This is a genomic window from Citrobacter sp. 172116965 (genome assembly GCF_013458095.1).
Classification (GTDB): domain Bacteria; phylum Pseudomonadota; class Gammaproteobacteria; order Enterobacterales; family Enterobacteriaceae; genus Citrobacter; species Citrobacter braakii.
In genome coordinates this window covers 1,797,385-1,822,759 of the sequence record NZ_CP046673.1, presented here as the reverse complement: position 1 = coordinate 1,822,759, position 25,375 = coordinate 1,797,385, and the positions used below count along the sequence as shown (strand labels likewise).

General features: G+C 52.3%; 19 protein-coding genes and 1 pseudogene. 11 read left to right on the top strand and 9 right to left on the bottom strand.

Features of this window, described 5'->3' with window-relative positions:
* Positions 1–81: 81 nt before the first annotated feature.
* Positions 82–1,842, top strand: coding sequence for a Lon protease family protein (locus GPJ68_RS08570; protein WP_016156136.1), 1,761 nt, complete (start codon positions 82–84; stop codon positions 1,840–1,842).
* A gap of 68 nt (positions 1,843–1,910) precedes the next feature.
* The gene (gene fabA / locus GPJ68_RS08565; protein ID WP_003035875.1) at positions 1,911–2,429 is read left to right on the top strand and encodes a bifunctional 3-hydroxydecanoyl-ACP dehydratase/trans-2-decenoyl-ACP isomerase; all 519 of its coding nucleotides are present in this window, start codon (positions 1,911–1,913) and stop codon (positions 2,427–2,429) included.
* A 107-nt stretch (positions 2,430–2,536) separates the two neighbouring features.
* Here the strand turns inward: fabA and rmf are convergent, their stop codons facing one another.
* The 6 genes from rmf to rlmKL form a co-directional block, all read right to left on the bottom strand.
* Positions 2,537–2,704 (bottom strand): ribosome modulation factor, encoded by a 168-nt coding sequence (rmf, locus tag GPJ68_RS08560; RefSeq protein WP_003035871.1) that lies wholly within the window; start codon positions 2,702–2,704, stop codon positions 2,537–2,539.
* 257 nt (positions 2,705–2,961) lie between these two features.
* Positions 2,962–3,525 carry a membrane integrity-associated transporter subunit PqiC gene (pqiC, locus tag GPJ68_RS08555; RefSeq protein WP_180837239.1) on the bottom strand — a complete coding sequence of 188 codons (564 nt, stop codon included), beginning with the start codon at positions 3,523–3,525 and terminating at the stop codon, positions 2,962–2,964.
* Positions 3,522–5,162, bottom strand: coding sequence for an intermembrane transport protein PqiB (pqiB, locus tag GPJ68_RS08550; RefSeq protein ID WP_003836843.1), 1,641 nt, complete (start codon positions 5,160–5,162; stop codon positions 3,522–3,524). Before pqiB ends, pqiC begins: the two co-directional genes overlap by 4 nt.
* A gap of 4 nt (positions 5,163–5,166) precedes the next feature.
* A complete protein-coding gene (pqiA, locus tag GPJ68_RS08545; protein WP_180837237.1) occupies positions 5,167–6,414 on the bottom strand; it encodes a membrane integrity-associated transporter subunit PqiA in 1,248 nt (415 codons plus the stop codon).
* Between the two features lie 15 nt (positions 6,415–6,429).
* Positions 6,430–8,337 carry an ABC transporter ATP-binding protein gene (locus tag GPJ68_RS08540; RefSeq protein ID WP_016152476.1) on the bottom strand — a complete coding sequence of 636 codons (1,908 nt, stop codon included), beginning with the start codon at positions 8,335–8,337 and terminating at the stop codon, positions 6,430–6,432.
* A gap of 12 nt (positions 8,338–8,349) precedes the next feature.
* Entirely contained in the window at positions 8,350–10,458 is a 2,109-nt protein-coding gene (gene rlmKL, locus GPJ68_RS08535; RefSeq protein WP_016152475.1) for a bifunctional 23S rRNA (guanine(2069)-N(7))-methyltransferase RlmK/23S rRNA (guanine(2445)-N(2))-methyltransferase RlmL, read from the bottom strand.
* Between the two features lie 98 nt (positions 10,459–10,556).
* Between rlmKL and GPJ68_RS08530 the strand changes: the two genes are divergently transcribed.
* Positions 10,557–11,663, top strand: coding sequence for a YcbX family protein (locus GPJ68_RS08530; protein WP_104651586.1), 1,107 nt, complete (start codon positions 10,557–10,559; stop codon positions 11,661–11,663).
* On the opposite strand, the gene zapC is transcribed toward GPJ68_RS08530, so the two are convergent.
* Together zapC and pyrD are read right to left on the bottom strand one after the other, a co-directional pair.
* The gene (gene zapC / locus GPJ68_RS08525; protein ID WP_016152473.1) at positions 11,660–12,202 is read right to left on the bottom strand and encodes a cell division protein ZapC; all 543 of its coding nucleotides are present in this window, start codon (positions 12,200–12,202) and stop codon (positions 11,660–11,662) included. The genes GPJ68_RS08530 and zapC overlap by 4 nt on opposite strands.
* Before the next feature lie 165 nt (positions 12,203–12,367).
* Complete coding sequence (gene pyrD / locus GPJ68_RS08520; protein ID WP_016152472.1) at positions 12,368–13,378, bottom strand: quinone-dependent dihydroorotate dehydrogenase; 1,011 nt, start codon at positions 13,376–13,378, stop codon at positions 12,368–12,370.
* 242 nt (positions 13,379–13,620) lie between these two features.
* On the opposite strand from pyrD, the gene ssuE reads away from it, so the two are divergent.
* From ssuE to ssuB, 5 genes are read left to right on the top strand one after another with little or no spacing between them, the layout of a single operon-like run.
* Positions 13,621–14,196 (top strand): NADPH-dependent FMN reductase, encoded by a 576-nt coding sequence (gene ssuE, locus GPJ68_RS08515; RefSeq protein WP_016152471.1) that lies wholly within the window; start codon positions 13,621–13,623, stop codon positions 14,194–14,196.
* The gene (locus GPJ68_RS08510; protein ID WP_016156132.1) at positions 14,189–15,163 is read left to right on the top strand and encodes a sulfonate ABC transporter substrate-binding protein; all 975 of its coding nucleotides are present in this window, start codon (positions 14,189–14,191) and stop codon (positions 15,161–15,163) included. The genes ssuE and GPJ68_RS08510 overlap by 8 nt, the downstream gene beginning before the upstream one ends.
* Entirely contained in the window at positions 15,160–16,305 is a 1,146-nt protein-coding gene (gene ssuD, locus GPJ68_RS08505; RefSeq protein WP_104651584.1) for an FMNH2-dependent alkanesulfonate monooxygenase, read from the top strand. The genes GPJ68_RS08510 and ssuD overlap by 4 nt, the downstream gene beginning before the upstream one ends.
* Positions 16,306–16,316: 11 nt before the next feature.
* Positions 16,317–17,108: an aliphatic sulfonate ABC transporter permease SsuC gene (gene ssuC, locus GPJ68_RS08500; protein ID WP_016156130.1), complete on the top strand. Its 792-nt coding sequence runs from the start codon at positions 16,317–16,319 to the stop codon at positions 17,106–17,108.
* Positions 17,105–17,872 (top strand): aliphatic sulfonates ABC transporter ATP-binding protein, encoded by a 768-nt coding sequence (gene ssuB, locus GPJ68_RS08495; protein ID WP_104651583.1) that lies wholly within the window; start codon positions 17,105–17,107, stop codon positions 17,870–17,872. The genes ssuC and ssuB overlap by 4 nt, the downstream gene beginning before the upstream one ends.
* A gap of 103 nt (positions 17,873–17,975) precedes the next feature.
* Here the strand turns inward: ssuB and pepN are convergent, their stop codons facing one another.
* The gene (gene pepN / locus GPJ68_RS08490; protein ID WP_016152466.1) at positions 17,976–20,588 is read right to left on the bottom strand and encodes an aminopeptidase N; all 2,613 of its coding nucleotides are present in this window, start codon (positions 20,586–20,588) and stop codon (positions 17,976–17,978) included.
* Positions 20,589–20,853: 265 nt separating this feature from the next.
* Here pepN and pncB point away from each other — a divergent pair, with 265 nt between their 5' ends.
* The 3 genes and pseudogenes from pncB to ompF all read left to right on the top strand — a co-directional run bounded on the left by pncB (position 20,854) and on the right by ompF (position 25,299).
* The gene (gene pncB / locus GPJ68_RS08485; protein ID WP_047414144.1) at positions 20,854–22,056 is read left to right on the top strand and encodes a nicotinate phosphoribosyltransferase; all 1,203 of its coding nucleotides are present in this window, start codon (positions 20,854–20,856) and stop codon (positions 22,054–22,056) included.
* 165 nt (positions 22,057–22,221) lie between these two features.
* Positions 22,222–23,622: an asparagine--tRNA ligase gene (asnS, locus tag GPJ68_RS08480; protein WP_016152464.1), complete on the top strand. Its 1,401-nt coding sequence runs from the start codon at positions 22,222–22,224 to the stop codon at positions 23,620–23,622.
* Positions 23,623–24,222: 600 nt separating this feature from the next.
* Positions 24,223–25,299, top strand: a pseudogene (gene ompF, locus GPJ68_RS08475) (porin OmpF).
* Positions 25,300–25,375 lie beyond the last annotated feature (76 nt).

Here is a 25,375-nt window from a genome sequence, read left to right as displayed (position 1 = left end):
TTTCACAGCGCTTTCCACGTGTGCAGTGATGATGGTTACGGTATAATCTCGTTTTTTACAACAGACTAAAAAACATCAACTTTGACCATTACGAAACTTGCATGGCGTGATCTGGTTCCTGACACCGATAGTTATCAGGAAGTATTTGCACAGCCGCACGTCACTGACGACACCGATACCTTACTTAGTGATACTCAGCCACGTTTACAATTTGCGCTGGAGCAGCTTCTTCAGCACTGGACGACGTCTTCGTTCATGCTGGTAAAAGCGCCGGAAGAGCTTGAGTACATCAACCTTATTGCACAGGCCGCGCGGCCTCTGCACTCGGATGCCGGAAGTCTCACCGGAGGTCATTATGATATCTCCGGTCACACTATCCGCTATCGTACAGCTGAGACAGCAGAAGACAATTTTGCGACATTAACCCAGGTAGTCTGCGCTGACTGGGTTGAAGCCGAACAACTGTTTGGCTGTCTGCGTCAGTTCAACGGCGAAATTACCCTACAGCCAGGCCTTGTGCATCAGGCCAACGGTGGTGTGCTGGTTATTTCGTTGCGCACGCTACTGGCCCAACCGCTGCTGTGGATGCGCCTGAAAGCCATTGTCAGCCACGAGCGTTTTGACTGGGTAGCTTTTGATGAGTCTCGCCCGCTGCCCGTCTCCGTTCCACCTATGCCGCTTAAACTCAAAGTGGTATTAGTCGGTGAACGTGAATCACTGGCAGACTTCCAGGACATGGAGCCGGAGCTGGCTGAGCAGGCTATTTATAGCGAGTTTGAAGATAATCTGCAGATAGTGGATGCCGAAACCATGACGCAGTGGTGTCAGTGGGTAACACATACCGCTACGCGCAACAATTTGCCCTACCCGGCCCCTGATGCCTGGCAAGTGCTGATCCGTGAAGCCGTTCGTTATACCGGCGAACAGGATACATTGCCGCTTAACCCGCTGTGGATCACCCGACAGTTCAAAGAAGTGGCCCCGTTATGCGAGGGCGAAACCTGCAACGCTGAGCAGTTCAGCCTGATGCTGACCCAGCGTGAATGGCGGGAAGGTTTCCTCGCCGAACGAATGCAGGATGAGATCCTGCAGGAACAGATTCTGATCGAGACGGAAGGCGAGCGTATTGGCCAAATCAACGCCCTGTCAGTGATTGAATTTCCTGGCCACCCCCGCGCGTTTGGTGAGCCTTCTCGTATCAGTTGTGTGGTTCATATTGGCGACGGCGAATTTACGGATATTGAGCGCAAAGCCGAGCTTGGCGGAAATATTCATGCGAAGGGTATGATGATTATGCAGGCGTTCCTGATGTCGGAACTCCAGCTTGAGCAGCAAATCCCCTTCTCTGCCTCGCTGACCTTTGAGCAATCCTACAGCGAAGTGGACGGCGACAGCGCGTCCATGGCAGAACTTTGCGCATTGATTAGCGCCCTCGCCGACGTTCCTGTTAATCAAAGCATCGCCATTACCGGTTCTGTCGATCAGTTTGGTCGGGCACAACCTGTTGGTGGTCTGAACGAGAAAATTGAAGGCTTCTTCGCCATCTGTCAGCAGCGTGAGCTGACAGGCACACAGGGCGTTATCATTCCTTCAGCGAATGTCAGACACCTGAGCCTGCAGCCCGCTCTGCTACAGGCCGTAGAAGAAGAAAAATTCACTATCTGGGCGGTGGACGACGTGACCGATGCGCTGCCACTGTTATTAAATCTGGTGTGGGATGGTGAAGGCCAGACAACGCTGATGCAAACTATCCAGGAGCGTATTGCTACGGCAACGCAGCAGGAAGGTCGTCACCGTTTTCCCTGGCCGCTACGTTGGCTGAACTGGATTATTCCGAACTGATCGGACTTGTTCAGCGTACACGTGTTAGCTATCCTGCGTGCTTCAATAAAATAAGGCTTACAGAGAACATGGTAGATAAACGCGAATCCTATACAAAAGAAGACCTTCTTGCCTCTGGTCGCGGTGAGCTGTTTGGCGCAAAAGGGCCACAACTGCCTGCACCAAGCATGCTGATGATGGACCGTGTCATCAAGATGACCGAAACCGGCGGCAACTTTGACAAAGGTTATGTTGAAGCTGAACTGGATATCAACCCGGACCTGTGGTTCTTCGGATGCCACTTTATCGGCGATCCGGTGATGCCGGGCTGCCTGGGTCTGGATGCCATGTGGCAGCTGGTTGGATTCTATCTCGGCTGGCTGGGCGGCGAAGGTAAAGGCCGCGCGCTGGGCGTAGGCGAAGTTAAATTCACCGGCCAGGTTCTGCCGACTGCGAAGAAAGTGACTTACCGCATTCACTTCAAACGCATCGTTAATCGTCGCCTGATCATGGGCCTGGCTGATGGTGAAGTGCTGGTTGATGGTCGTCTGATCTATACCGCAAACGATCTGAAAGTGGGTCTTTTCCAGGACACTTCCGCGTTCTAATCAAGGTCAGCTTAGCAGCCAGACATTAACGTTTATTCGTCTTGTCTGGTGGGCAAAAAGGCGAAACCTCCGCTCTGCGGAGGTTTCTTTTATCTAAAGAGACAGAATCAGGCCATTAAAACCCTATCCCCCATGGCTTCTCGCCAGCCTCCCAGCCAGTATGACCTCTGATTCAGCGTCTGATAGGGACACATTTCTTTTGAGCGTCCGGCAATGCCGGCCTGATATCCACGTTGATGTGCCCGTTCCAGGCGATCTCGTTTTTGTCTCTTCATGCCTCGTTTCCCTCATCTTTGGGTCTGGTGGAAAAGAAAACAGTGATTACTAAGTGTGCAATCACACTAAAACGAATACCCCTAAACATCAGGCTCGTCAATGCGCAAAATTCACGCCAGTGTCATATTTGTGAGCTACCCGCAAAATCATTTGTACAAAAATAGTCTGTCAGAACAGCTATCTCCACGGCTAAAAAAATAAAAAAAACCGCCCCGGGCAATGAACCAGGGGCGGCATAATTTACAATTATTTAAGCTTAAGGGATGCGTTTCAGCTCCTGAGCCATTGCCGTCGCTTCCTGGCTCCAGGCGTTGGCCAGAACCTTCACCATCTCATCGTAGCCGTCTTTAGTCTGTACAGCTTCGATGTGGAATGGACGCTTGATCAACTGCCCCTGGTGATTCAGCAGCCATTCACCGCTCACGATGACCTTACCATCGTACCGACCGTGGAAGCCGGTCACGGTAACGTTCAACGTGTCCTGAGTGCTTCCCAGCGGCTGCGAAGCGACAACCCAGCCAGGCAACTGCATACTGAGGTTCGTAACCAGGGTATTGCGCAATTGCTGATCTAAGGGGCTGGCCCAGAGATTATTATTCGCTATCACATATTGCACATCGCTGGTCTGGTAAACCACCCCATTACCCGCCAGATAGTCCGGGACCGCAATCTGTTCAACCCACAGCAGACGGTTACCCTGGTTAGCTGAGCTCTGTATGCCCCCTTGCGCGATAGGAAGCTGGTAATAGCTTTTATTTTCTCCGCTGGAGCTGCATGACGTCAGCCAGACCGCCATCATCGCCACTAGCCACTTTTTCATTGTTTCGCCCTCTTCGGCTCTGGATCTTTTTTGTCCTTCGCTTCAAATACCAGCGCATTGCTCTTATCGTTCAACGTTTTCAGTACCGGTTGCAGTTCTCGCAGCACCTGATCAAGACGCTGCATATCCGCCACCATCTTGTTGTATGCGGCAGACCCCGGCTGGAAGCCCTGCATACTACGGTTCAGTTCGCGCAGCGTGTTCTGCATATCCGCCGGAAGATCCTGCATCGACTGACTGGACGTGATCTTATTCATGTTGTCCAGCGTGGTTTGCAGATGCTTCATCGTACGCTGGCTTTCCGACAACGTATTGGTCGCCTGCTCAATCATCGGGTTCAACGGCAGATTGTTAATCTTATCCAGCGCTTCCATCAGTCGCTGCTGGATCTGCGCCAGACCACCGCTCACGGTCGGAATAATTTGATAACCGTTAAATTCGCGCACACCGGTAATCGGCGGTTCTTTCGGGTAGAAGTCGAGATCGACATACAGAGCGCCAGTCACCAGGTTCCCGGTTTTCAGCGATGCCCGTAAGCCGCGTTTAAGCAATTCTGCCAGATGAGCGCCAACATCAGTATCTTCTCCCAGCTGTGCCTTCAGACGTTCTGGTTCGATACGTACCAGCACCGGAATGCGGTAATCATTGTTGAAGACCTGACGCATATTCGGTGAGAAGAAAGGTACTTTGCTTACCGTACCCAAACGGATGCCACGGAATTCCAGTGGCGCGCCAGGCTGCAGGCCACGAATTGAATCTTTAAAGAACATCAGGTAATCAATATGATCGGTATACAGTGAATCCTGAATACTTTTTTGGTCGTCATAGAGATTAAACGCAGACTGTTGTGCGACCGGTTCGCCTTGTTCCAGCCCTTCTGGCACATCAAAACTTACGCCACCGCCAAACAGCGTGGAGAGAGAGCCCATTTCCACGCGCATACCTGCCGAAGTAAGATCCACGGCGATCCCACTGTCCTTCCAGAAACGCACATTGCTGGTCACCAGACGATCGTTAGGCGCATTGATAAATAGCTGATAGCTAATCGTACGCTTTTGCGCATCAAATGTGCTGGTTTCAACCGAACCTACACGATAACCACGGAACAGAACCGGGTCGCCCGGGCTCAGCTGACCGGCTTTTTTGCTGTCCAGAATCACACGGATCCCTTTCGCATCTGGCGGCGCCAGCGGCGGTGAATCCAGCAGTTGGTAATTTTCCAGCTTGCTGCCTTTATTGCCAGGCTGCAGTTCAATATAAGCCCCGGACAATAGCGTGCCGAGCCCACTGATACCTTCACGCCCAACCTGCGGCTTCACCACCCAAAAGACAGAATCTTTATGCAGCAGCTTTTCCATTCCGGAGTTAAGACGAGCTTTAATTTCCACATGGGTCAAATCATCAGTCAGGGTTGCGCTCTCGACGATACCGACATCCACGCTGCGGCTCTTAATCGTCGTTTTGCCCCCTTCAATACCTTCGGCATTGGTGGTAATCAGCGTGACTTGTGGCCCCTGATGACTGTAGTGATAAAACAGGACCCACGCGCCAATGAGGGCAGTGACTATAGGGAATATCCACACGGGCGACCAGTTTTTTACCTTTTGCACTTTGGCTTCCCCACTTTTAGATTCCATGCTGTCAGGACTCCTCATGATCTGGTTCACGGTCCCACGACAGACGGGGATCAAATGTCATCGCAGAAAACATTGTCATAATGACGACTAAAGCAAACATCAAAGCACCCATTGCAGGATAAATGTTCATTAACCCTCCCATGCGCACCAGCGCAGAGAGTACGGCAATTACAAAAACGTCGATCATTGACCAGCGACCGACAAATTCTACAACCTCGTAAATTAAATGCATTCGTTCACTGTCGCGTTTGCCGTGCCCTTTGGCATCCCAACACAGCCAGGCAATGGCGATCATTTTCAACGTCGGCACCATAATACTGGCGATAAAGATAACCGCAGCCACCGGGTAAGAGCCTTCGCTCCAGATTAAAACCACGCCCTCGAGTATCGTTGAAGGCAGCCTTGACCCGAGCAGATCGGTGATCATGATCGGCAGAATATTGGCAGGAAGATAAAGCATGATCGACGTAAACAGTAATGCCAATGTCCATTGCAGACTGTTTTTACGTCGCACATAACCTTTCGTCTGACAGCGTGGGCATACCAGCTCGTCTGCAGGAAGAATAGCGGTGCAGCAGGAACAGGAACGCAATCCTTGTCGGATGCCGGGCACACCAGGCTTTAATTCCTGCTTAATGGCTGGCATAGGGGCAATATCATCCCACAGCCAACGGCGATCCACACACTGGAAAGCCCGCAACTGGAGCATACAAAACATGCACCACGGGATGAAGCTGCTGCCCACGCCGATATCGCCGTAGGCCATCAGCTTAACAAAGCTCACCAGCACGCCCGCGAGGAAAATTTCTGCCATTCCCCAGCTTTTTAACTGAAACAAAATACGCGCCAGCCATGTTTTAAGCCGCTCAGGCATATGAACCCGATTCACCAACAGCAAAATGGTCAACAAGCAAAAAGCGGGAACCAACTGAACGAATAAGATAAAGAAGGTACCGAGGCTGGCGTAATCTTCCGAAAAGAGAACGCTGGGGATTTGCAGCAGCGTCACTTCGCTGCTCACCCCCGCAACATTCATATTCACAAAGGGAAAGAGGTTTGACAAAAGCAGCATAAATAATGCTGCTAACACATAGGCGGTAGGACGCTGCCGTGGCGCGTCCCACTCAACCGTTAACGTAGTGCCACATCGTGGACATGCCGCTTTCTGACCATGCTCAAGGCGAGGTAACGCCACCAGCATGTCACACTGCGAGCACAGAATATGCTTCGCGGCATGGTGATGTTCGCACATATGTGCTCCTTTAAATTATGCGCCGTTCTTCAAAGACTCAAGATACTCCCAGCGCTCAAAGGCTTGCTCAAGTTCTTGTTCAGCTTCGTTCAGATTAGCTAATACCTGTTGCGTTTGCTCATGCGGCTGACTGAAAAAAGCGGCGTCAGCTACCTGAGCTTGTAATGCTTCCAGTTTAGCTTCCAGTTCTTCAAGCAGCGCGGGGAGCAGCTCCAGTTCGCGCTGCAGTTTATAGCTTAGTTTGCTCGTGCTGCGTTTGACAATTTCTGCTTTAGGAGCAACGGTTTCCTCTGTTTTTTTCGCAACAGGCTGTTTAAACGCCACATACTGCGATTGCTGGCTGCGGGCATCATGATAACCGCCGACATAACGACCAATTTTACCACCGCCTTCGAAGATCCAGCATTCGGTTACGGTATTATCCACAAACTGACGGTCGTGGCTCACCAGCAGCACGGTGCCCTGGTAGCTATCAATCAGCTCTTCAAGCAGTTCCAGCGTTTCGACGTCCAGATCGTTCGTTGGTTCATCGAGAATCAAAAGATTACTGGGTTTGAGAAAAAGACGCGCCAGCAGTAGGCGATTACGTTCCCCACCAGAGAGCGCACGTACTGGCGTCATCGCCCGTTTCGGATGGAACAGGAAATCCTGGAGATAGCCCAGCACATGGCGAGGTTTACCGTTAACCAGCACCTCTTGCTTACCCTCAGCAAGGTTGTCCATCACGGTTTTATCCGGATCCAGTTCGGCGCGGTGCTGATCGAAATACGCCACTTCCAGCTTCGTGCCGACGTGAATGCGTCCGCTATCAGCCTGAAGCTGACCTAACATTAGCTTCAGCAGCGTTGTTTTACCGCAGCCGTTAGGTCCAATTAGCGCAATCTTGTCGCTACGTTGCACCTGCGCGGAGAAATCTTTTACCAATTGCTTTCCATCAACCTGGTAATCAACATTCTCCATTTCGAAGACAATCTTGCCAGAGCGGCTCGCCTCTTCGACCTGCATCTTCGCCGTGCCCATCACTTCGCGACGTTCGCCACGCTCGCGACGCATGGCTTTCAGCGCCCGCACGCGGCCTTCATTACGGGTACGACGCGCTTTGATGCCCTGACGGATCCAGACTTCTTCCTGAGCCAGCTTGCGATCAAATTCCGCATTTTGGAGATCTTCCACCCGCAGCGCTTCTTCTTTATCCAGCAGATACTGATCGTAGTTCCCCGGATAGGTCACCAGCTTGCCGCGGTCGAGATCGACAATACGCGTCGCCATATTGCGAATAAATGAACGGTCGTGGGAAATGAAAATAATTGTCCCATTGAAGGATTTCAGGAACCCTTCCAGCCAGTCGATAGTTTCAATATCCAGGTGGTTAGTTGGTTCATCCAGCAGCAGTACGCGCGGGTTGCTCACTAACGCGCGGCCCAGCGCCGCCTTACGCAGCCAGCCGCCCGAAAGCGAAGAAAGCGCGGCGTTAGGATCCAGTCCCAGTTGCGCCAGCACTTCATTAATGCGGCTTTCGAGCTGCCACAGATTATGGTGATCGAGCATTTCCTGAACCCGCGCCATTTCATTCAGGTTTCTGTCGCTGGGATCGGTCATCACCAGGCGCGAAATATCGTGATAACGCTTCAGATATTCAGCCTGTTCCTCAATACCTTCAGCAACGAAGTCATAGACGCTGCCCTCAACATTACGCGGCGGATCCTGCTGCAGACGCGCCACAACCAGGTCCTGCTCATAAATAATACGCCCGTCGTCAAGACCCTGTTCACGGTTGAGGATCTTCATCAGCGTCGACTTACCTGCGCCATTACGGCCAACCAGACAGACGCGTTCGTTATCTTCGATATGCAGTTCTGCATTATCAAGAAGCGGCGCATCGCTGAACGACAGCCATGCACCATGCATACTGATCAATGACATTTATTTATCCTTTCAGGCTGCGGTAATCAGCCAGCAATTGTGGATCTGACGGTTACGGGCAAAATCCTGGGAAAGCGTTTTTTGGGTGATTTCTTGTGCTTTTAATCCCAGTTCAGCCAGACCGTCGAGATCCATACGGAACCCACGCTTGTTGTTGGAGAACATGATCGTACCGTCTTTACGCAGCAGACGTTTCAGATCTTTCATCAGCGCCAGATGATCGCGCTGTACATCAAAAGAGTCTTCCATACGTTTTGAGTTAGAGAACGTCGGCGGATCGATGAAAATCAGATCAAACTGTTCATTGGCATCGCGCAGCCAGCCCAGGCAATCGGCTTGAATTAAACGGTGAGCGCGACCACTCAGGCCGTTCAAGCGCAGGTTACGCTCAGCCCACTCCAGGTAGGTACGCGACATATCAACTGTCGTGGTGCTACGCGCACCGCCCAGTCCGGCATGAACGCTGGCACTGCCGGTGTAGGAGAACAGGTTAAGGAAATCCTTACCTTTACTCATCTGGCCCAGCATGCGGCGCGCAATACGGTGATCGAGGAACAAACCGGTATCAAGATAGTCTGTCAGGTTGACCCACAGGCGCGCGTTGTACTCGCTTACCTCAATGAATTCACCCTTCTCATTCATCTTCTGATACTGGTTCTTCCCTTTCTGGCGCTCACGGGTTTTCAGCACCAGTTTATTTGGCGCGATTTCCAGGACCGACAGCGTTGCGGCAATGATATCGAACAGACGTTGACGTGCTTTTTGCGCATCGACCGTCTTCGGCGGAGCGTATTCCTGAACCACGACCCACTCACCGTAACGGTCCACTGCCACGTTGTATTCCGGCAGGTCAGCATCATACAGGCGATAGCATTCAATTCCTTCCTGACGCGCCCATTTTTCCAGCTTCTTGATATTCTTGCGCAGGCGGTTGGCATAATCTTCCGCGACCGTGGCTGGCTTGCTGTCCGCAGTAGTCTCTGCAACGTGATAGTTTTTCTGTACGCAATCCAGCGGACCGTTTTTCGCTTTGAACTGCTTGTCAGCACGTAATTGCAGGCTGCTGAGCAAATCCGGAGAGGCGCTGAACAGCGACAAATTCCAGCCGCCAAACTGGTTTTTCATCGTACGGCCCAGCAAGCTATGCAGGGCAATCAGCGCCGGTTCGCTATCCAGACGTTCGCCGTAGGGCGGGTTACTGATCACCGTACCATACGGTCCCTTCGGCAGTGGATTACTCAGTTTGGCGACATCTTTAACGTCAAATGTCATCAGATCGGCAATACCTGCGCGGCGGGCGTTACTACGCGCTTTTTCAATCACGCGCGCATCGCTGTCGGAGCCATAGAAGTGCGAAGTATAGTCAGCAAGCCCCTTACGCGCACGCACCTGAGCTTCGGCTTTAACCTCTTGCCAGACGGCTTCATCGTGCTGTGCCCAACCGCTAAAGCCCCAGTACCCGCGGTGCAGGCCCGGCGCGCGATCGGTTGCCCACATCGCCGCTTCAATCAGCAGCGTGCCGGAGCCGCACATCGGATCAAGTAACGGTGTGCCCGGCTGCCAGCCAGAACGCATAACAATAGCGGCGGCCAGCGTCTCTTTAATCGGCGCCTGACCCGCGCGATCGCGATAACCGCGCTGATGCAAACCGTCACCGCTCAGATCAAGTGCAATGCTGGCGGTATCTTTGTTCAACCAGACGTTGATACGCAGATCCGGAGATTCACGATCCACATTCGGACGCGGCAGATTTTTGCGGGTAAAGGCATCGACGATCGCATCCTTGACCTTCAGCGCGCCATACTGGCTGTTACGAATGGTCTCGTTCAGGCCGCTAAAATGGACGGCAAACGTAGCACCAGGATTAAATATCTCTGTCCAGTCGATTGCCTGAACGCCGAGGTACAGATCAAGATCGCTGTAGACCTTGCACTCTCCCATCGGCAGGATAATGCGCGAGGCCAGGCGGCTCCACATCAGGCTCTGGTAAACAAGCCGCGTGTCGCCCTTAAAATGGACCCCACCCTGAACGACCTGACACTCCAGCGCGCCGAGGTTTTCCAGTTCAGTTTTTAACAGCTCTTCCAGCCCGCGGGCCGTACTGGCAAACAGAGAATTCATAATGTCACTTTTACTCCTAGAAAATTGCTGCGCATTATAGCTAATATGGGCTGTATGTCATAAAGTTGAAGGCTTATTTTCGTTCAAGGGGCTGTGCAGTGGTAACGTTGACCCGACTTTTTATTCATCCGGTTAAATCAATGCGTGGAATTGGACTCACGCACGCCCTGGCAGACGTGAGCGGTCTCGCCTTGGATCGTATATTTATGATTACCGAACCCGACGGGACGTTCATTACCGCCCGACAGTTCCCGCAAATGGTCCGCTTTACCCCTTCCCCTTTCCACGATGGACTTCATCTCACGGCTCCAGACGGCAGCAGCGCGCTCGTGCGATTCGCAGACTTCGCCACCCAGGATGCGCCGACTGAAGTGTGGGGAAACCATTTTACCGCGCGTATTGCGCCAGCGGCTATCAACCTGTGGCTGAGCGGCTTTTTCTCCCGTGACGTGCAGTTGCGCTGGGTGGGTCCGCAACTGACACGCCGGGTGAAGCGCCACGCTGATGTTCCTTTGTCCTTTGCCGATGGTTATCCCTACCTGCTGGCCAACGAAGCATCTCTGCGCGATGTGCAACATCGCTGTCCGGCAAGCGTCAAAATGGAACAGTTTCGCCCCAATCTGGTGGTTTCGGGGGCTGATGCCTGGGCAGAAGACACCTGGAAAGTGATTCGCATTGGCGACGTCATTTTTGATGTGGCAAAACCCTGTAGCCGCTGCATTTTCACTACCGTTAGTCCAGAAAAAGGCCAGAAACATCCGTCTGGCGAGCCGCTCGCCACGCTGCAAACCTTCCGGACAGCGGTGGATAACGGCGACGTTGATTTCGGCCAGAATCTTATCGCACGCAACAGTGGCGTTATTCGCGTCGGCGATGAGGTAGAGATTTTGGCAACCGGTCCCGCCAGAGCTTACGGTGCGGCGGAGCCAGACGATACCGCACAGGAACAACAACCCGATGCCACGGTACTTATTGACTGGCAGGGCCAGACCTTTCGCGGAAATAATCAGCAGGTATTGCTTGAACAGCTGGAAAACCAGGGTATCAGGGTGCCCTATTCATGCCGGGCAGGAATTTGCGGATGCTGTCGAATTCGACTGTTGGAAGGCGAAGTTAGTCCGCTGAAAAAATCAGCGATTGGGGATGACGGGACGATTCTGTGCTGCAGTTGTGTTCCCAAAACGACAATCAGGCTGGAGAGTTAAACCGCCTGTTCAAGGCTGAAACTGTCGGCAATAACCTGCGGTTTCAGTCGGTCATTCATTATTTTAATCGCGTCGCCAAGCTGCATTGTGCGCCCGGCAATAACCACACCAGGTTGCGCAAGCAGACAAAGCGCGGCATTTTCACCCGGTTCAACCACTAACAGGTTTACCTGTTCATCGGTATCGCTTAAATCCACACAAGCAGCATCCCCCACGACTGGCGACCAGTTAATACCGTGTGCGACAAAGTGCCAGCTTTTTGGCATTTGCGGTTTAAGGTAACGAATCGCTACCAGCGCATTAAGCACCAGTTCCGCCTTTTGCTCTTTGGCTAAATCCAGGTAGCGACATTTTTCTTCAAAGGAAAAATAAAGCGCGGCGTCATCAACACAAAAACCCGACGGAGAAAATGCATCCGGAGTGAGCATTTTACGAGCAAAACGCGAACGGAATAACATGCCATTGGCTAAATCGAGCATCATACGATCGTGCTCTTCATCATAATACCAGCGCCAGTTATCGTCGGGTTTAATTCGCATCAGTTTCTCTCCTTTCCTTAATCATCACCATTACGACAGTATCCTTTTGCCGCTTCGTTTATTGCCTTAATAATAAAAGCTCAGAATGTTTAAATAAGCAACAGTAAAGGAATATAAAACAACCAGGGCCAGAAATAAAGCCCTGGATTGTGATTAAGGTAGCATTCAGATATTGGTGACGATTTCTTTAATCAACGGTGGGCCTTTAAAAATAAAGCCCGAATAAATCTGTACCAAAGAAGCACCGGCAGCTATTTTCTCACGCGCGGCGATTACTGAGTCGATACCACCAACCCCAATAATCGGCAGCTGACCTTTTAATTCCTGAGACAACTGGCGAATAATTTCTGTACTTTTTAATTGTAACGGTCGACCGCTGAGGCCGCCCATTTGATCGCAATTTTTCATTCCCTGAACGAGAGAACGATCGAGAGTGGTGTTAGTCGCAATTACGCCATCAATATTATGACGAACTAAACTGTCAGCAACCTGGATCAGTTCTTCCACAGAAAGATCCGGGGCGATCTTAACCGCCACTGGAACATATTTATGGTGGATCGCTTGCAGATCATTTTGCTTATTTTTAATTGCCGTCAGAAGATCATCCAGCGCCTCACCATATTGCAGCGTACGTAATCCCGGCGTATTCGGTGAAGAGATATTAATCGCGATATAACCAGCATAAGCATAGACTTTTTCCATACAAATCAGATAGTCATCTTTGCCGTTCTCTACCGGAGTATCTTTATTCTTACCAATATTAATCCCCAGAATACCGTCAAAATGCGATTTTTTGACGTTCTCAACCAGGTTATCAACCCCCAGGTTATTAAACCCCATGCGGTTGATCAAACCTTCTGCATCGACCAGACGAAACAGACGTGGTTTATCATTACCCGGCTGAGGACGCGGCGTCACGGTACCAATCTCAATGGAACCAAATCCCATCGCGCCGAGCGCATCAATGCACTCCCCGTCTTTATCCAGTCCGGCAGCAAGCCCGAGTGGATTTTTAAACGTCAGCCCCATACAGGTAACCGGTTTTGCGGGTACTTTCTGGCGGACAAGCGCTTCGAGCGGCGTGCCGGTAATGCGACGTAATTGCTGGAATGTCAATTCATGAGCGCGCTCTGGATCGAGCTGGAAAAGGGCTTTACGAACGAAGGGGTAGTACATGAACTCTCCTGGATTCCCGGTGTGCAAACCGGGGGCGTATTATGTGCGATCGCGAGCAAAAAGGGAATTGACCTGCGGCAATAAATAGCAATCGTTTTCCTGCTTCCTCCTTTTTATTCATTTTTCAACTTTTCTATCCCGTATAAATCATTTCGATAAAGAAAGTCTCTCTGCCAGACTGCACAAATTGTTATCAATGTTAATCAAAAGCAAACAATTGGTTATAAGGGGAGAATAAAATTATGCGCGTCATCACTCTGGCGGGAAGCCCACGCTTTCCCTCTCGCTCCAGCGCGTTGCTGGAATATGCCCGAGAAAAATTGAACGGCCAGGATGTCGAAGTCTTTCACTGGAACCTGCACAACTTTGCCCCGGAAGACCTGATCTATGCCCGTTTTGACAGTCCGGCGCTGAAAACATTTATCGAACAACTGCAGGATGCTGACGGGCTGATTGTCGCAACGCCGGTCTACAAAGCCGCTTACTCTGGCGCACTGAAAACGCTGCTCGATCTGCTCCCCGAGCGGGCGCTGGAAGGAAAAGTGGTTTTGCCGCTGGCGACTGGCGGCAGTGTGGCGCATTTACTGGCCGTCGATTACGCGCTGAAACCGGTGCTGAGCGCGTTAAAGGCTCAGGAGATCCTGCACGGCGTGTTTGCCGATGATTCACAGGTCATCGATTATCAGCATAAACCGCAGTTTACGCCCAACCTGCAGCAGCGCCTGGACAGTGCGCTCGACACTTTCTGGCTGGCGTTGCATCGTCGCGATCTCCAACTCCCGCAACTGAATGCCCTGCGAGGTGCCGCCCATGCTTAATCTGCTCAAGCGTCACACCCCATGGCTGGCATTAACCGGGCTGCTGTCCCTGTCATCCTTGGCGCATGCCGCAGAATCGGCTCCAGATGCCCTGCGCATTGGCTACCAGAAAGGAAGCGTCAGCATGGTGCTGGCAAAAAGTCATCAGCTACTGGAGAAACGTTACCCACAGACCAAAATCTCGTGGATTGAGTTCCCGGCTGGACCGCAAATGTTGGAAGCACTCAATATCGGCAGTATCGATCTCGGCAGTACCGGTGACATTCCGCCAATTTTCGCCCAGGCCGCCGGAGCCGATCTGGTTTATGTGGGCGTCGAACCGCCCAAACCGAAAGCCGAAGTGATTCTGGTGCCGAAAAATAGCCCGATCCAGAGCGTTGCGCAGCTCAAAGGGCATAAAGTCGCCTTCCAGAAAGGTTCCAGCGCCCACAATTTACTGCTCCGGGCGCTGCAACAGGCAGGGTTGAAATTTACCGATATTCAACCGACTTATCTGACCCCCGCCGATGCGCGAGCGGCCTTCCAGCAAGGAAACGTCGATGCGTGGGCTATCTGGGATCCCTACTATTCGGCCGCATTACTGCAAGGTGATGTGCGCGTGCTGAAAGACGGCTCAGACCTCAAGCAGACCGGTTCGTTTTATCTCGCTGCACGTCCTTATGCCGAAAAAAATAGCGCTTTTGTTCTTGGCGTACTGGATACCTTTAGCCAGGCGGATGCGTTAACTCTCAGCCAACGCCAGCAAAGCATTACTCTGCTGGCTAAAACCATGGGCCTGCCCGAGCCGGTAATTGCGTCTTATCTGGATCACCGTCCGCCAACCACCATTACGCCCGTCAGCGCCTCTGTTGCCGCCCTACAACAACAAACCGCCGATCTGTTTTATGACAACCGTCTGGTGCCGAAAAAAATCGATATTCGCCAGCGTATCTGGCAACCCACTCAGCAGGCAGGAGAAAAATTATGAGTCTGAACATGTTCTGGTTTTTACCCACCCACGGTGACGGTCATTATCTGGGAACGGAAGAAGGTTCGCGCCCGGTCGATCACGGTTATTTGCAACAAATTGCGCAAACAGCCGATCGTCTGGGATTTACTGGCGTTCTGATCCCAACCGGTCGCTCCTGTGAAGATGCCTGGCTGGTCGCAGCGTCGATGATCCCAGTCACCCAGCGATTAAAGTTTCTGGTCGCGCTTCGTCCAAGCGTAACCTCGCCGACGGTCGCCGCCCGCCAGGCCGCGACGCTCGACAGACTCTCTAACGGCCGGGCGTTGTTCAACCTGGTAACCGGCAGCGATCCACAAGAGCTGGCGGGTGACGGCGTGTTCCTTGATCACACCGAGCGCTATAAAGCCTCTGCTGAATTCACTCAGGTCTGGCGGCGTTTGCTGCAAGGTGAAACCGTGGATTTCAACGGCAAACACATTCATGTCCGCGGCGCGAAACTGTTTTTCCCTCCTGTACAACAACCCCGGCCACCGCTTTATTTCGGCGGTTCGTCTGATGTTGCACAAGATCTTGCTGCCGAGCAGGTTGATCTCTATCTGACCTGGGGCGAGCCGCCTGAACAGGTGAAAGAGAAGATTGAACAGGTGCGGGCCAAAGCGGCGGCGCTCGGGCGCAAGATCCGCTTTGGTATTCGTCTGCATGTGATCGTCCGGGAGACAACGCAAGAGGCGTGGCAGGCAGCGGATCGTCTGATAGCCCATCTGGATGACGACACCATTGCCAAAGCCCAGGCCGCCTTCTCAAGAACGGATTCGGTTGGTCAGCAGCGAATGGCTGCACTGCACAACGGTAAACGCGACAAACTGGAAATCAGCCCGAACCTGTGGGCAGGAGTAGGACTGGTGCGCGGTGGCGCGGGTACCGCGCTGGTCGGAGATGGTCCGACGGTCGCGGCGCGTATCAACGAGTATGCCGCACTGGGAATCGACAGTTTTGTGTTGTCCGGGTATCCACATCTGGAAGAGGCATACAAGGTTGGCGAGCTGCTGTTCCCACATCTGGATGTCGCTATACCAGAAATTCCGCAGCCGCAGCGCCAGCATCAACAAGGCGAAGCGGTGGCAAACGAATTTATCCCACGCAAAATCGCGCAAAGCTAAGGAGCCTGCTGATGGCAACGCCGAAAAACAGGTGGTTACTGCGCCTCGCACCCTGGTTTTTACCGGTTGGGTTGGTCGCGCTCTGGCAGCTCGCATCATCAATGGGCTGGTTGTCCACCCGCATCCTGCCCTCTCCGGAGGGCGTTGTCGAAGCCTTCTGGACGCTTTCCGCCAGCGGCGAGCTTTGGCAGCATCTGGCGATCAGCTCCTGGCGCGCGCTGGTAGGCTTCTCCATCGGCGGATCGATTGGCCTGACGCTGGGACTGATTAGCGGTCTTTCGCGGTGGGGAGAACGCCTGCTGGATACTTCGGTGCAGATGCTGCGTAACGTGCCGCATCTGGCGCTGATCCCACTGGTGATTTTGTGGTTCGGCATTGATGAATCCGCCAAGATCTTTCTCGTCGCGCTGGGCACGCTTTTTCCGATTTACATCAACACCTGGCATGGGATCCGCAATATCGATCGCGGTCTGGTAGAGATGGCTCGCAGCTATGGGCTGTCTGGTTTTTCACTATTTATTCATGTGATCCTCCCCGGCGCCCTGCCCTCGATTATGGTTGGCGTGCGTTTTGCTCTCGGGCTGATGTGGTTGACGCTTATTGTCGCGGAAACCATTTCAGCCAATGCCGGCATTGGTTACCTGGCAATGAACGCCCGCGAATTTCTGCAAACCGATGTGGTCGTGGTGGCCATTATTCTCTACGCCCTGCTCGGCAAACTTGCCGACGTCAGCGCCCAATGGCTGGAGCGGATCTGGCTGCGCTGGAACCCGGCTTACCATGTGAAGGAGGCTACCGTATGAATACCGCTCGCCTGAACCAAGGCACGCCGCTTTTACTGAGTGCCGTGACGAAACAATACGCCGCCAATACGGTGCTCAATCAGTTAGATTTGCACATTCAGGCCGGACAGTTTGTTGCCGTGGTTGGCCGCAGCGGAGGAGGTAAAAGCACGTTGCTGCGTCTGCTGGCTGGGCTGGAGTCTCCCACCTCAGGTGCATTACTTGCCGGAACCACCCCGCTGGCAGAAATTCAGGAGGATACGCGAATGATGTTTCAGGATGCGCGTCTGCTACCCTGGAAGACTGTTATCGATAATGTGGGTCTGGGTCTGAAAGGTCACTGGCGCGATGCGGCCCGGGACGCGCTGGCCGCAGTTGGGCTGGAGAATCGTGCTCAGGAATGGCCTGCTGCCCTGTCCGGTGGACAAAAACAGCGCGTGGCCCTGGCGCGGGCATTAATTCATCGTCCCGGTCTGCTGCTGCTCGATGAACCCCTCGGTGCGCTGGATGCCTTAACCCGCATTGAAATGCAGGAGCTGATTGTCTCTTTATGGCAAGAGCACGGCTTTACCGTACTGCTGGTCACCCATGACGTCAGTGAAGCGGTGGCAATGGCCGATCGCGTGTTGCTTATTGAAGATGGAATAATCGGACTGGATTTAACGGTGGATATTGCGCGACCACGCCGGATTGGTTCGGTGCGTCTGGCAGAGCTGGAAGCAGAAGTGTTGAACCGGGTAATGCAGCGTAGCGAAACGGAACAGCTGATCCGCCGGCATGGATAAGCATTCAGAAAAATCAGGCCCAGTAAGCGCAAGCGCCACCGGGCCTTTTGCCGGATAGCGGCGTTACCGCCTAATCCGGCTTACAAAACGACAGGTCAACGTTTCAGGCTAACGCTTTGGTTACCTTCTCGAACAGATCGCCGGAGAGATTCTCCAGACCTTTCAACTGTTCCAGCGCCGCGCGCATCTGCGTCTGACGTTTTGCATCATACCGTTTTAAGCGAATCAGCGGCTCAATCAGACGTGACGCCACCTGCGGGTTACGGCTATTGAGTTCAGTCAGCATGTCGACCAGGAACTGATAGCCGCTGCCATCTTCCGCATGGAATGCCGCCGGGTTGCTGCCCGCAAAGGCGCCAATCAGAGATCGGATTCGGTTCGGGTTACTCATACTGAAGGAACGGTGCTTCAGTAAGCCACGTACCGTTTCCAGCACGTTTCTCGCCGGGCTGGTGGATTGCAGGATAAACCATTTGTCCATCACCAGACCGTCATGATGCCACTTATCGTCATACTCCTGCATTAGCGTGTCGCGGCAAGGCAGTTGCGCCGCGACTGCCGCGGACAGCGCCGCCAGCGCATCGGTCATATTGTTTGCTTCACGGTACTGCTTGCTGACCAGCGTGTCGGCCAGATGGGTTTCGCCAAAGGCCAGGAAACGCAGGCAGGCATTACGTAGCGTACGCTTGCCAATATCGGCATGTTCAACGCGGTACTCATCAAGATGGTTAGCGTTATAGATGGCGAGGAATTCATCCGCCAGTTCGGCCGCCAGCGTGCGAGTTAACGCTTCACGTACTTCCGTTATCGCCACCGGATCGATGATGTCGAACAGTTCAGCAATTTCATTCACCGAAGGCAGCGTCAGAATCTCTGCCGCCAGTGCCGGATCGATTTTCTCATCCAGCAAAATCGCCCGGAATGCATCGGCCACGTGTACCGGCAGCGACAGCGGCTGTCCCTGCTGATGGCGGGCTACGTTGAGCTTAATATAGGTCGCCAGCAAGCTTTGCGCCGCATCCCAACGAGAGAAATCGTTACGCGCATGACGCATCAGGAAAGTCAGCTGCTGATCGCTCCATTTGTATTCCAGTTTTACCGGTGCGGAGAATTCGCACAGCAGTGCCGGAACCGGCTGGAAGTAGACATTATCAAAGACAAACGTCTGCTCAGCCTGGGTGACATTGAGTACGGAATTCACCGGGTGCCCGCCTTTTTGCAGCGGGATCACTTTCCCTTCGTTGTCATACAACTCGAGGGCGAAAGGAATATGCAGCGGCTGTTTTTCGGCCTGATCCGGCGTGGCCGGCGTGCGCTGGCTGATAGTCAGCGTGTACTGCTCAGTGGATGGATTGTAGTCATCACGCACGGTCAGAATCGGCGTACCGGACTGACTGTACCAGCGGCGGAAATGCGATAGATCGACGTTGGACGCATCTTCCATCGCCTGCACGAAATCATCACAGGTTGCAGCGCTGCCGTCATGACGCTCAAAGTACAACTGCATCCCTTTCTGGAAGTTAGCCTCACCGAGCAGGGTGTGGATCATACGAATAACTTCAGCGCCCTTTTCGTACACGGTCAGGGTATAGAAGTTGTTCATTTCAATAACCATATCCGGACGGATAGGATGCGCCATTGGGCTGGCATCTTCGGCAAACTGCAGGCCGCGCATGGTGCGCACATTGCTGATCCGGTTTACCGCGCGTGAGCCGAGATCGGAACTGAACTCCTGATCGCGAAACACGGTTAGCCCCTCTTTCAGGCTCAACTGGAACCAGTCGCGACAGGTCACGCGGTTGCCGGTCCAGTTGTGGAAATATTCGTGACCGATGACGCGCTCAATATCGAGGTAGTCTTTGTCGGTGGCGGTATCGGTACGTGCCAGCACATATTTGGAGTTAAAGATGTTCAGACCTTTATTCTCCATCGCCCCCATGTTGAAGAAATCGACCGCGACAATCATATAAATGTCGAGGTCATATTCGAGGCCAAAGCGCTCTTCATCCCATTTCATGGAGTTTTTCAGCGAGGTCATCGCCCACGGCGCGCGGTCCAGGTTGCCGCGATCGACGTACAGTTCCAGCGCCACTTCACGCCCGGAACGGGTGGTAAAGGTGTCGCGCAGGACGTCGAAATCACCGGCTACCAGCGCAAACAGATAACACGGTTTCGGGAACGGATCCTGCCACTGTACCCAGTGACGACCATTTTCCAGTTCCCCCTGCGCCACGCGGTTACCATTGGAGAGCAGGAACGGATATTGGGTTTTATCGGCGATAATTTTGGTGGTAAAACGCGCCAGGACATCCGGCCTGTCGAGATACCAGGTAATATGGCGGAACCCTTCCGCTTCACACTGGGTGCACAGCGCGTCGCCGGACTTGTACAGTCCTTCCAGCGCGGTATTGGCCGCCGGGCTAATTTCATTCACGATACGCAGCGTAAAACGTTCCGGCAGTTGACTGATGACCAGAGCGCCCTCTTCTTCTTTATACTCTGCCCACGGCTCGTCGTTCACGTGGATCGACACCAGGGTCAGATCTTCGCCATTCAGGCGCAGGGGCGCATCGGACGCTCCATGACGGACAGCCTGGCTCACGGCGGTGACCACGGTTTTTTCAGCATCCAGGTCAAAGGTCAAGTCAATATCAGTAATCTGGTAATCCGGCGCACGATAGTCGTGACGGTATTTGGCTTGTGGCTGTTGTGTCATAAAAAACCTTTAGCATCTTTGGTAGAGTCTCGGCTTCAGTCTATTCCTGTTGCGTAAATCGCGCTACGCAGAATGTTCATCTTTTCAGGCACAAACACCCTTTTTGCTACATTTTTATAACACGCGGCACGAATTGCCCTCGACCAGAAAGACAGCTTATGGTGTGATCGGGGTTCAATAAATCGCTAAACAAGGTATACTCCAGCGGTTTTCTTAGTTGTTTATTGTACTAAACGCTCCCGTGAGAGGATGCTACTGCGCACCTATGACACAATTCGCTTCTCCTGTTCTGCACTCGCTGCTGGATACAGACGCTTATAAGTTGCATATGCAGCAAGCCGTTTTTCACCACTACTATGATGTACAAGTAGCGGCTGAATTTCGTTGCCGTGGCGATGACCTGCTCGGTATTTATGCCGATTCTATTCGTGAGCAGGTGAATGCTATGCAACACCTGCGACTGCAGGAGGACGAGTACCAGTGGCTCTCCGGCCTGCCTTTCTTTAAAGCTGATTACCTCACCTGGTTACGTGATTTCCGCTATAACCCGGAACAGGTTTGCGTCACCAATGATAACGGTAAGCTGAACATCCGCTTAACCGGGCCGTGGCGTGAAGTGATCATGTGGGAAGTCCCGCTGCTAGCGGTTATCAGCGAGATGGTACACCGCTACCGTTCGCCCGAATCAGGCGTCCCGCAGGCACTCGATGAGCTGGAAAGCAAACTAGTAGAATTCTCTGCTTTAACGAAAGATGTCGATATGTCCCGCTTCCATCTGATGGATTTCGGTACGCGTCGTCGTTTTTCACGTGAAGTACAGCAGGCTATTGTTAAACGCCTGCAGCGAGAGCCCTGGTTTGTCGGCACCAGTAACTACGATCTGGCCCGCCGCCTGTCATTAACCCCAATGGGCACGCAGGCGCATGAGTGGTTCCAGGCTCATCAGCAAATCAGCCCTGAGCTTGCCACCAGCCAGCGCGTTGCCCTGGCCGCCTGGTTAAATGAATATCCTGACCAACTCGGCATTGCGCTGACCGATTGCATCACCATGGATGCGTTTTTACGCGACTTTGGCGTCGAGTTTGCAACCCGCTATCAGGGTTTACGCCATGACTCAGGCGACCCGGTGGAATGGGGTGAAAAAGCCATCGCCCATTATCAAAAACTGGGCATTGATCCGCTGAGCAAAACGCTGGTGTTTTCAGATAACCTCGATTTGAAAAAAGCGATTGAGCTCTACCGCCACTTCTCTTCTCGTGTGCAGTTGAGTTTTGGTATTGGCACACGTTTAACCTGTGATATTCCCCAGGTTAAGCCGCTCAATATTGTGATCAAGCTGGTGGAATGTAACGGCAAACCTGTGGCGAAGTTATCTGATAGCCCGGGTAAAACCATCTGCCACGATAAAGCGTTCGTGCGCGCGCTACGCAAAGCCTTCGATTTGCCGCATATTAAAAAAGCCAGTTAAACCTTCCAGGGAGCCAGTTTGGCTCCCTTTTCACGCTAATTTCCGAAATCTTTCACTCCAGCTACGAATTCTGCTTGTCTGATTGCAGATGCCAGGTAACATAGGTATCCCCCCATTACGGGTGGACATGTGTTTATATATCCGACTATTAACAGAGAGAATATTATGAGCGTTGTGCCTGTAGCCGACGTACTCCAGGGCCGCGTAGCCGTTGACAGCGAAGTCACCGTGCGCGGATGGGTGCGTACCCGCCGAGATTCAAAAGCTGGCATCTCCTTCCTCGCCGTTTATGACGGTTCCTGCTTTGATCCTGTACAGGCCGTCATCAATAATTCTCTGCCCAATTACAATCAGGACGTACTGCGCCTGACGACGGGTTGTTCAGTTATCGTAACGGGTAAAGTCGTTGCATCTCCTGGACAAGGACAGAGCTTTGAAATTCAGGCCACTGAGGTTGAAGTAGCCGGCTGGGTTGAAGATCCTGATACCTATCCAATGGCGGCTAAGCGTCACAGCATTGAGTATCTGCGTGAAGTGGCGCACATGCGCCCACGTACCAACATGATTGGTGCCGTCGCGCGTGTACGTCATACGCTGGCGCAAGCGCTGCATCGCTTCTTCCACGAGCAGGGTTTCTTTTGGGTATCGACTCCGCTGATCACCGCTTCCGATACGGAAGGTGCCGGTGAAATGTTCCGCGTGTCTACGCTGGATCTGGAAAACCTGCCGCGTAACGATCAGGGCAAAGTCGATTTCGACAAAGACTTCTTTGGTAAAGAAGCCTTCCTGACCGTTTCCGGTCAGCTAAACGGCGAAACCTACGCCTGTGCTCTGTCCAAAATTTATACCTTTGGCCCGACGTTCCGTGCAGAAAACTCTAATACCAGTCGTCACCTGGCAGAGTTCTGGATGCTGGAACCGGAAGTGGCTTTCGCCGATCTGAACGATGTTGCAGGCCTGGCTGAAGCGATGCTGAAGTACGCGTTCAAAGCCGTACTGGCTGAGCGTGCGGATGATATGAAATTCTTCGCCGAACGTGTCGACAAAGACGCGATTTCACGCCTGGAACGTTTCATTGAGGCTGACTTCGCGCAGGTGGATTACACCGACGCGGTAAGCATTCTGGAAAAATGCGGCAAACAGTTCGAAAACCCGGTTTACTGGGGTGTGGATCTGTCTTCTGAGCACGAACGATACCTTGCTGAAGAGCACTTTAAAGCGCCGGTCGTCGTTAAAAACTACCCGAAAGATATCAAAGCGTTTTATATGCGCCTTAACGAAGACGGTAAAACCGTTGCAGCAATGGACGTACTGGCTCCAGGAATCGGTGAAATCATCGGTGGTTCTCAGCGTGAAGAGCGTCTGGACGTACTGGATGCCCGTATGCTGGAAATGGGTCTGAACAAAGAAGATTACTGGTGGTATCGCGACCTGCGTCGCTACGGTACCGTTCCACATTCCGGTTTCGGTTTGGGCTTTGAGCGTTTGATCGCTTACGTTACCGGCGTGCAGAACGTCCGTGACGTTATTCCGTTCCCGCGTACCCCGCGTAACGCCACGTTCTAACTCTGCATTTTTGATACAAAAGCCAGCATTGCTGGCTTTTTTTGTCACCGCTTCACGTTTTGGGAACCCCCTCCCGCGTTTAACACAACCCTTCGCCTTCCCCCTTCCTGTTACGTAATATTTCATCGCAACATATTTGAACAAAAAATAATCAGCATTTTTATTGTGGATTAGCATTTTCTGATTAAATAGTACATTTTCTAACCATTTGCACGGCATTCCAGACGTCCAGAAATGGCCATCTGTAAACCATGAACTTTATGGCAGAACAGAGAAAAAAGGAGTTTATCTAAATTAAATATAAGAAAATCATATAAATAGAAATAGAAGTGGTGATTTTTAGCGCACGGACATCTGAAATTTGAAGTTGTTCACAAAGTTGCACAAAAATAACACTTTGTTACACACTTTTTCTTTTTGAAACCAAATCTTTATATTTGTAGCACTTTGACGGTAGCGAAACGATAGTTTGAATGGAAAGATGCCTGTCAGACACATAAAGACACCAAACTCTCATCAATAGTTCCGTAAATTTTTATTGACGGAAATTATTGGCGGCAGTGGCAGGTGTCATATAAAAACCGATGAGGGTAATAAATAATGATGAAGCGCAATATTCTGGCAGTGGTTATCCCTGCTCTGCTGGTAGCCGGGGCAGCTAACGCTGCAGAAATCTATAACAAAGATGGCAACAAAGTAGACCTGTACGGTAAAGCAGTAGGTCTGCACTATTTTTCCAAGCACAACGGTGACAATGCCTACGCACCTAATGGCGATCAGACTTACGCCCGTCTTGGTTTCAAAGGGGAAACTCAGATTAACGACCAACTGACCGGTTACGGCCAGTGGGAATACCAGTTCAGCGGCAATAACTCTGAAGGCGGTGATGATGCTTAGAATGGCAACAAAACCCGTCTGGCGTTTGCCGGTCTGAAATTCGGTGATGCAGGCTCCTTCGATTACGGTCGTAACTACGGCGTCGTTTACGATGCACTGGGTTACACCGATATGCTGCCAGAATTCGGTGGTGACACTGCTGCTTCCGACCAGTTCTTCTCCCAGCGTAACGGCGGTCTCGCAACTTACCGTAACTCTAACTTCTTCGGTTTGGTTGAAGGCCTGAACTTCGCTGTTCAGTACCTGGGCAAAAACGAGCGTGATGACGTTCGTCGCTCTAACGGTGATGGCGTTGGCGGCTCTGTTAGCTACGAATTCGAAGGTTTTGGTATCGTAGGTGCGTATGGTGCAGCTGATCGTACCGATGCCCAGCAAAACCCACTTCTGCGCGGCCACGGCGACAAAGCTGAGCAGTGGGCGACCGGCTTGAAATACGATGCTAACAACATCTACCTGGCGGCGAACTACAGCGAAACCCGTAACGCAACCCGTATCGCTAACGGTTATGCTAACAAAACTGAAGACGTCCTGTTGGTTGCTCAGTACCAGTTCGACTTCGGCCTGCGTCCGTCCCTCGCCTATACCAAATCTAAAGGTAAGGACATCGAAGGAATCGGCGACGTAGATCTGGTGAACTACTTCGAAGTGGGTGCGACTTACTACTTCAACAAAAACATGTCCACCTATGTTGATTACATCATCAACCAGATCGATTCTGACAACAAACTGGGCGTAGGCTCTGACGACACCGTTGCAGTGGGTATCGTTTACCAGTTCTAATAGCAGACCTCTTTGTTAAATGCCTAAAAAACAGGACTTCGGTCCTGTTTTTTTATCTCTGCTAGCGGATTCTTGC

Excerpts from the sequence above, each read along its gene's own strand:
- fabA (WP_003035875.1), top strand. The coding sequence starts at position 1,911 with ATGGTAGATAAACGCGAATCCTATACAAAAGAAGACCTTCTTGCCTCT.
- rmf (WP_003035871.1), bottom strand. The coding sequence starts at position 2,704 with ATGAAGAGACAAAAACGAGATCGCCTGGAACGGGCACATCAACGTGGA.
- pqiC (WP_180837239.1), bottom strand. The coding sequence starts at position 3,525 with ATGAAAAAGTGGCTAGTGGCGATGATGGCGGTCTGGCTGACGTCATGC.
- pqiB (WP_003836843.1), bottom strand. The coding sequence starts at position 5,162 with ATGGAATCTAAAAGTGGGGAAGCCAAAGTGCAAAAGGTAAAAAACTGG.
- pqiA (WP_180837237.1), bottom strand. The coding sequence starts at position 6,414 with ATGTGCGAACATCACCATGCCGCGAAGCATATTCTGTGCTCGCAGTGT.
- GPJ68_RS08540 (WP_016152476.1), bottom strand. The coding sequence starts at position 8,337 with ATGTCATTGATCAGTATGCATGGTGCATGGCTGTCGTTCAGCGATGCG.
- rlmKL (WP_016152475.1), bottom strand. The coding sequence starts at position 10,458 with ATGAATTCTCTGTTTGCCAGTACGGCCCGCGGGCTGGAAGAGCTGTTA.
- zapC (WP_016152473.1), bottom strand. The coding sequence starts at position 12,202 with ATGCGAATTAAACCCGACGATAACTGGCGCTGGTATTATGATGAAGAG.
- pyrD (WP_016152472.1), bottom strand. The coding sequence starts at position 13,378 with ATGTACTACCCCTTCGTTCGTAAAGCCCTTTTCCAGCTCGATCCAGAG.
- ssuE (WP_016152471.1), top strand. The coding sequence starts at position 13,621 with ATGCGCGTCATCACTCTGGCGGGAAGCCCACGCTTTCCCTCTCGCTCC.
- GPJ68_RS08510 (WP_016156132.1), top strand. The coding sequence starts at position 14,189 with ATGCTTAATCTGCTCAAGCGTCACACCCCATGGCTGGCATTAACCGGG.
- ssuD (WP_104651584.1), top strand. The coding sequence starts at position 15,160 with ATGAGTCTGAACATGTTCTGGTTTTTACCCACCCACGGTGACGGTCAT.
- ssuC (WP_016156130.1), top strand. The coding sequence starts at position 16,317 with ATGGCAACGCCGAAAAACAGGTGGTTACTGCGCCTCGCACCCTGGTTT.
- ssuB (WP_104651583.1), top strand. The coding sequence starts at position 17,105 with ATGAATACCGCTCGCCTGAACCAAGGCACGCCGCTTTTACTGAGTGCC.
- pepN (WP_016152466.1), bottom strand. The coding sequence starts at position 20,588 with ATGACACAACAGCCACAAGCCAAATACCGTCACGACTATCGTGCGCCG.
- pncB (WP_047414144.1), top strand. The coding sequence starts at position 20,854 with ATGACACAATTCGCTTCTCCTGTTCTGCACTCGCTGCTGGATACAGAC.
- asnS (WP_016152464.1), top strand. The coding sequence starts at position 22,222 with ATGAGCGTTGTGCCTGTAGCCGACGTACTCCAGGGCCGCGTAGCCGTT.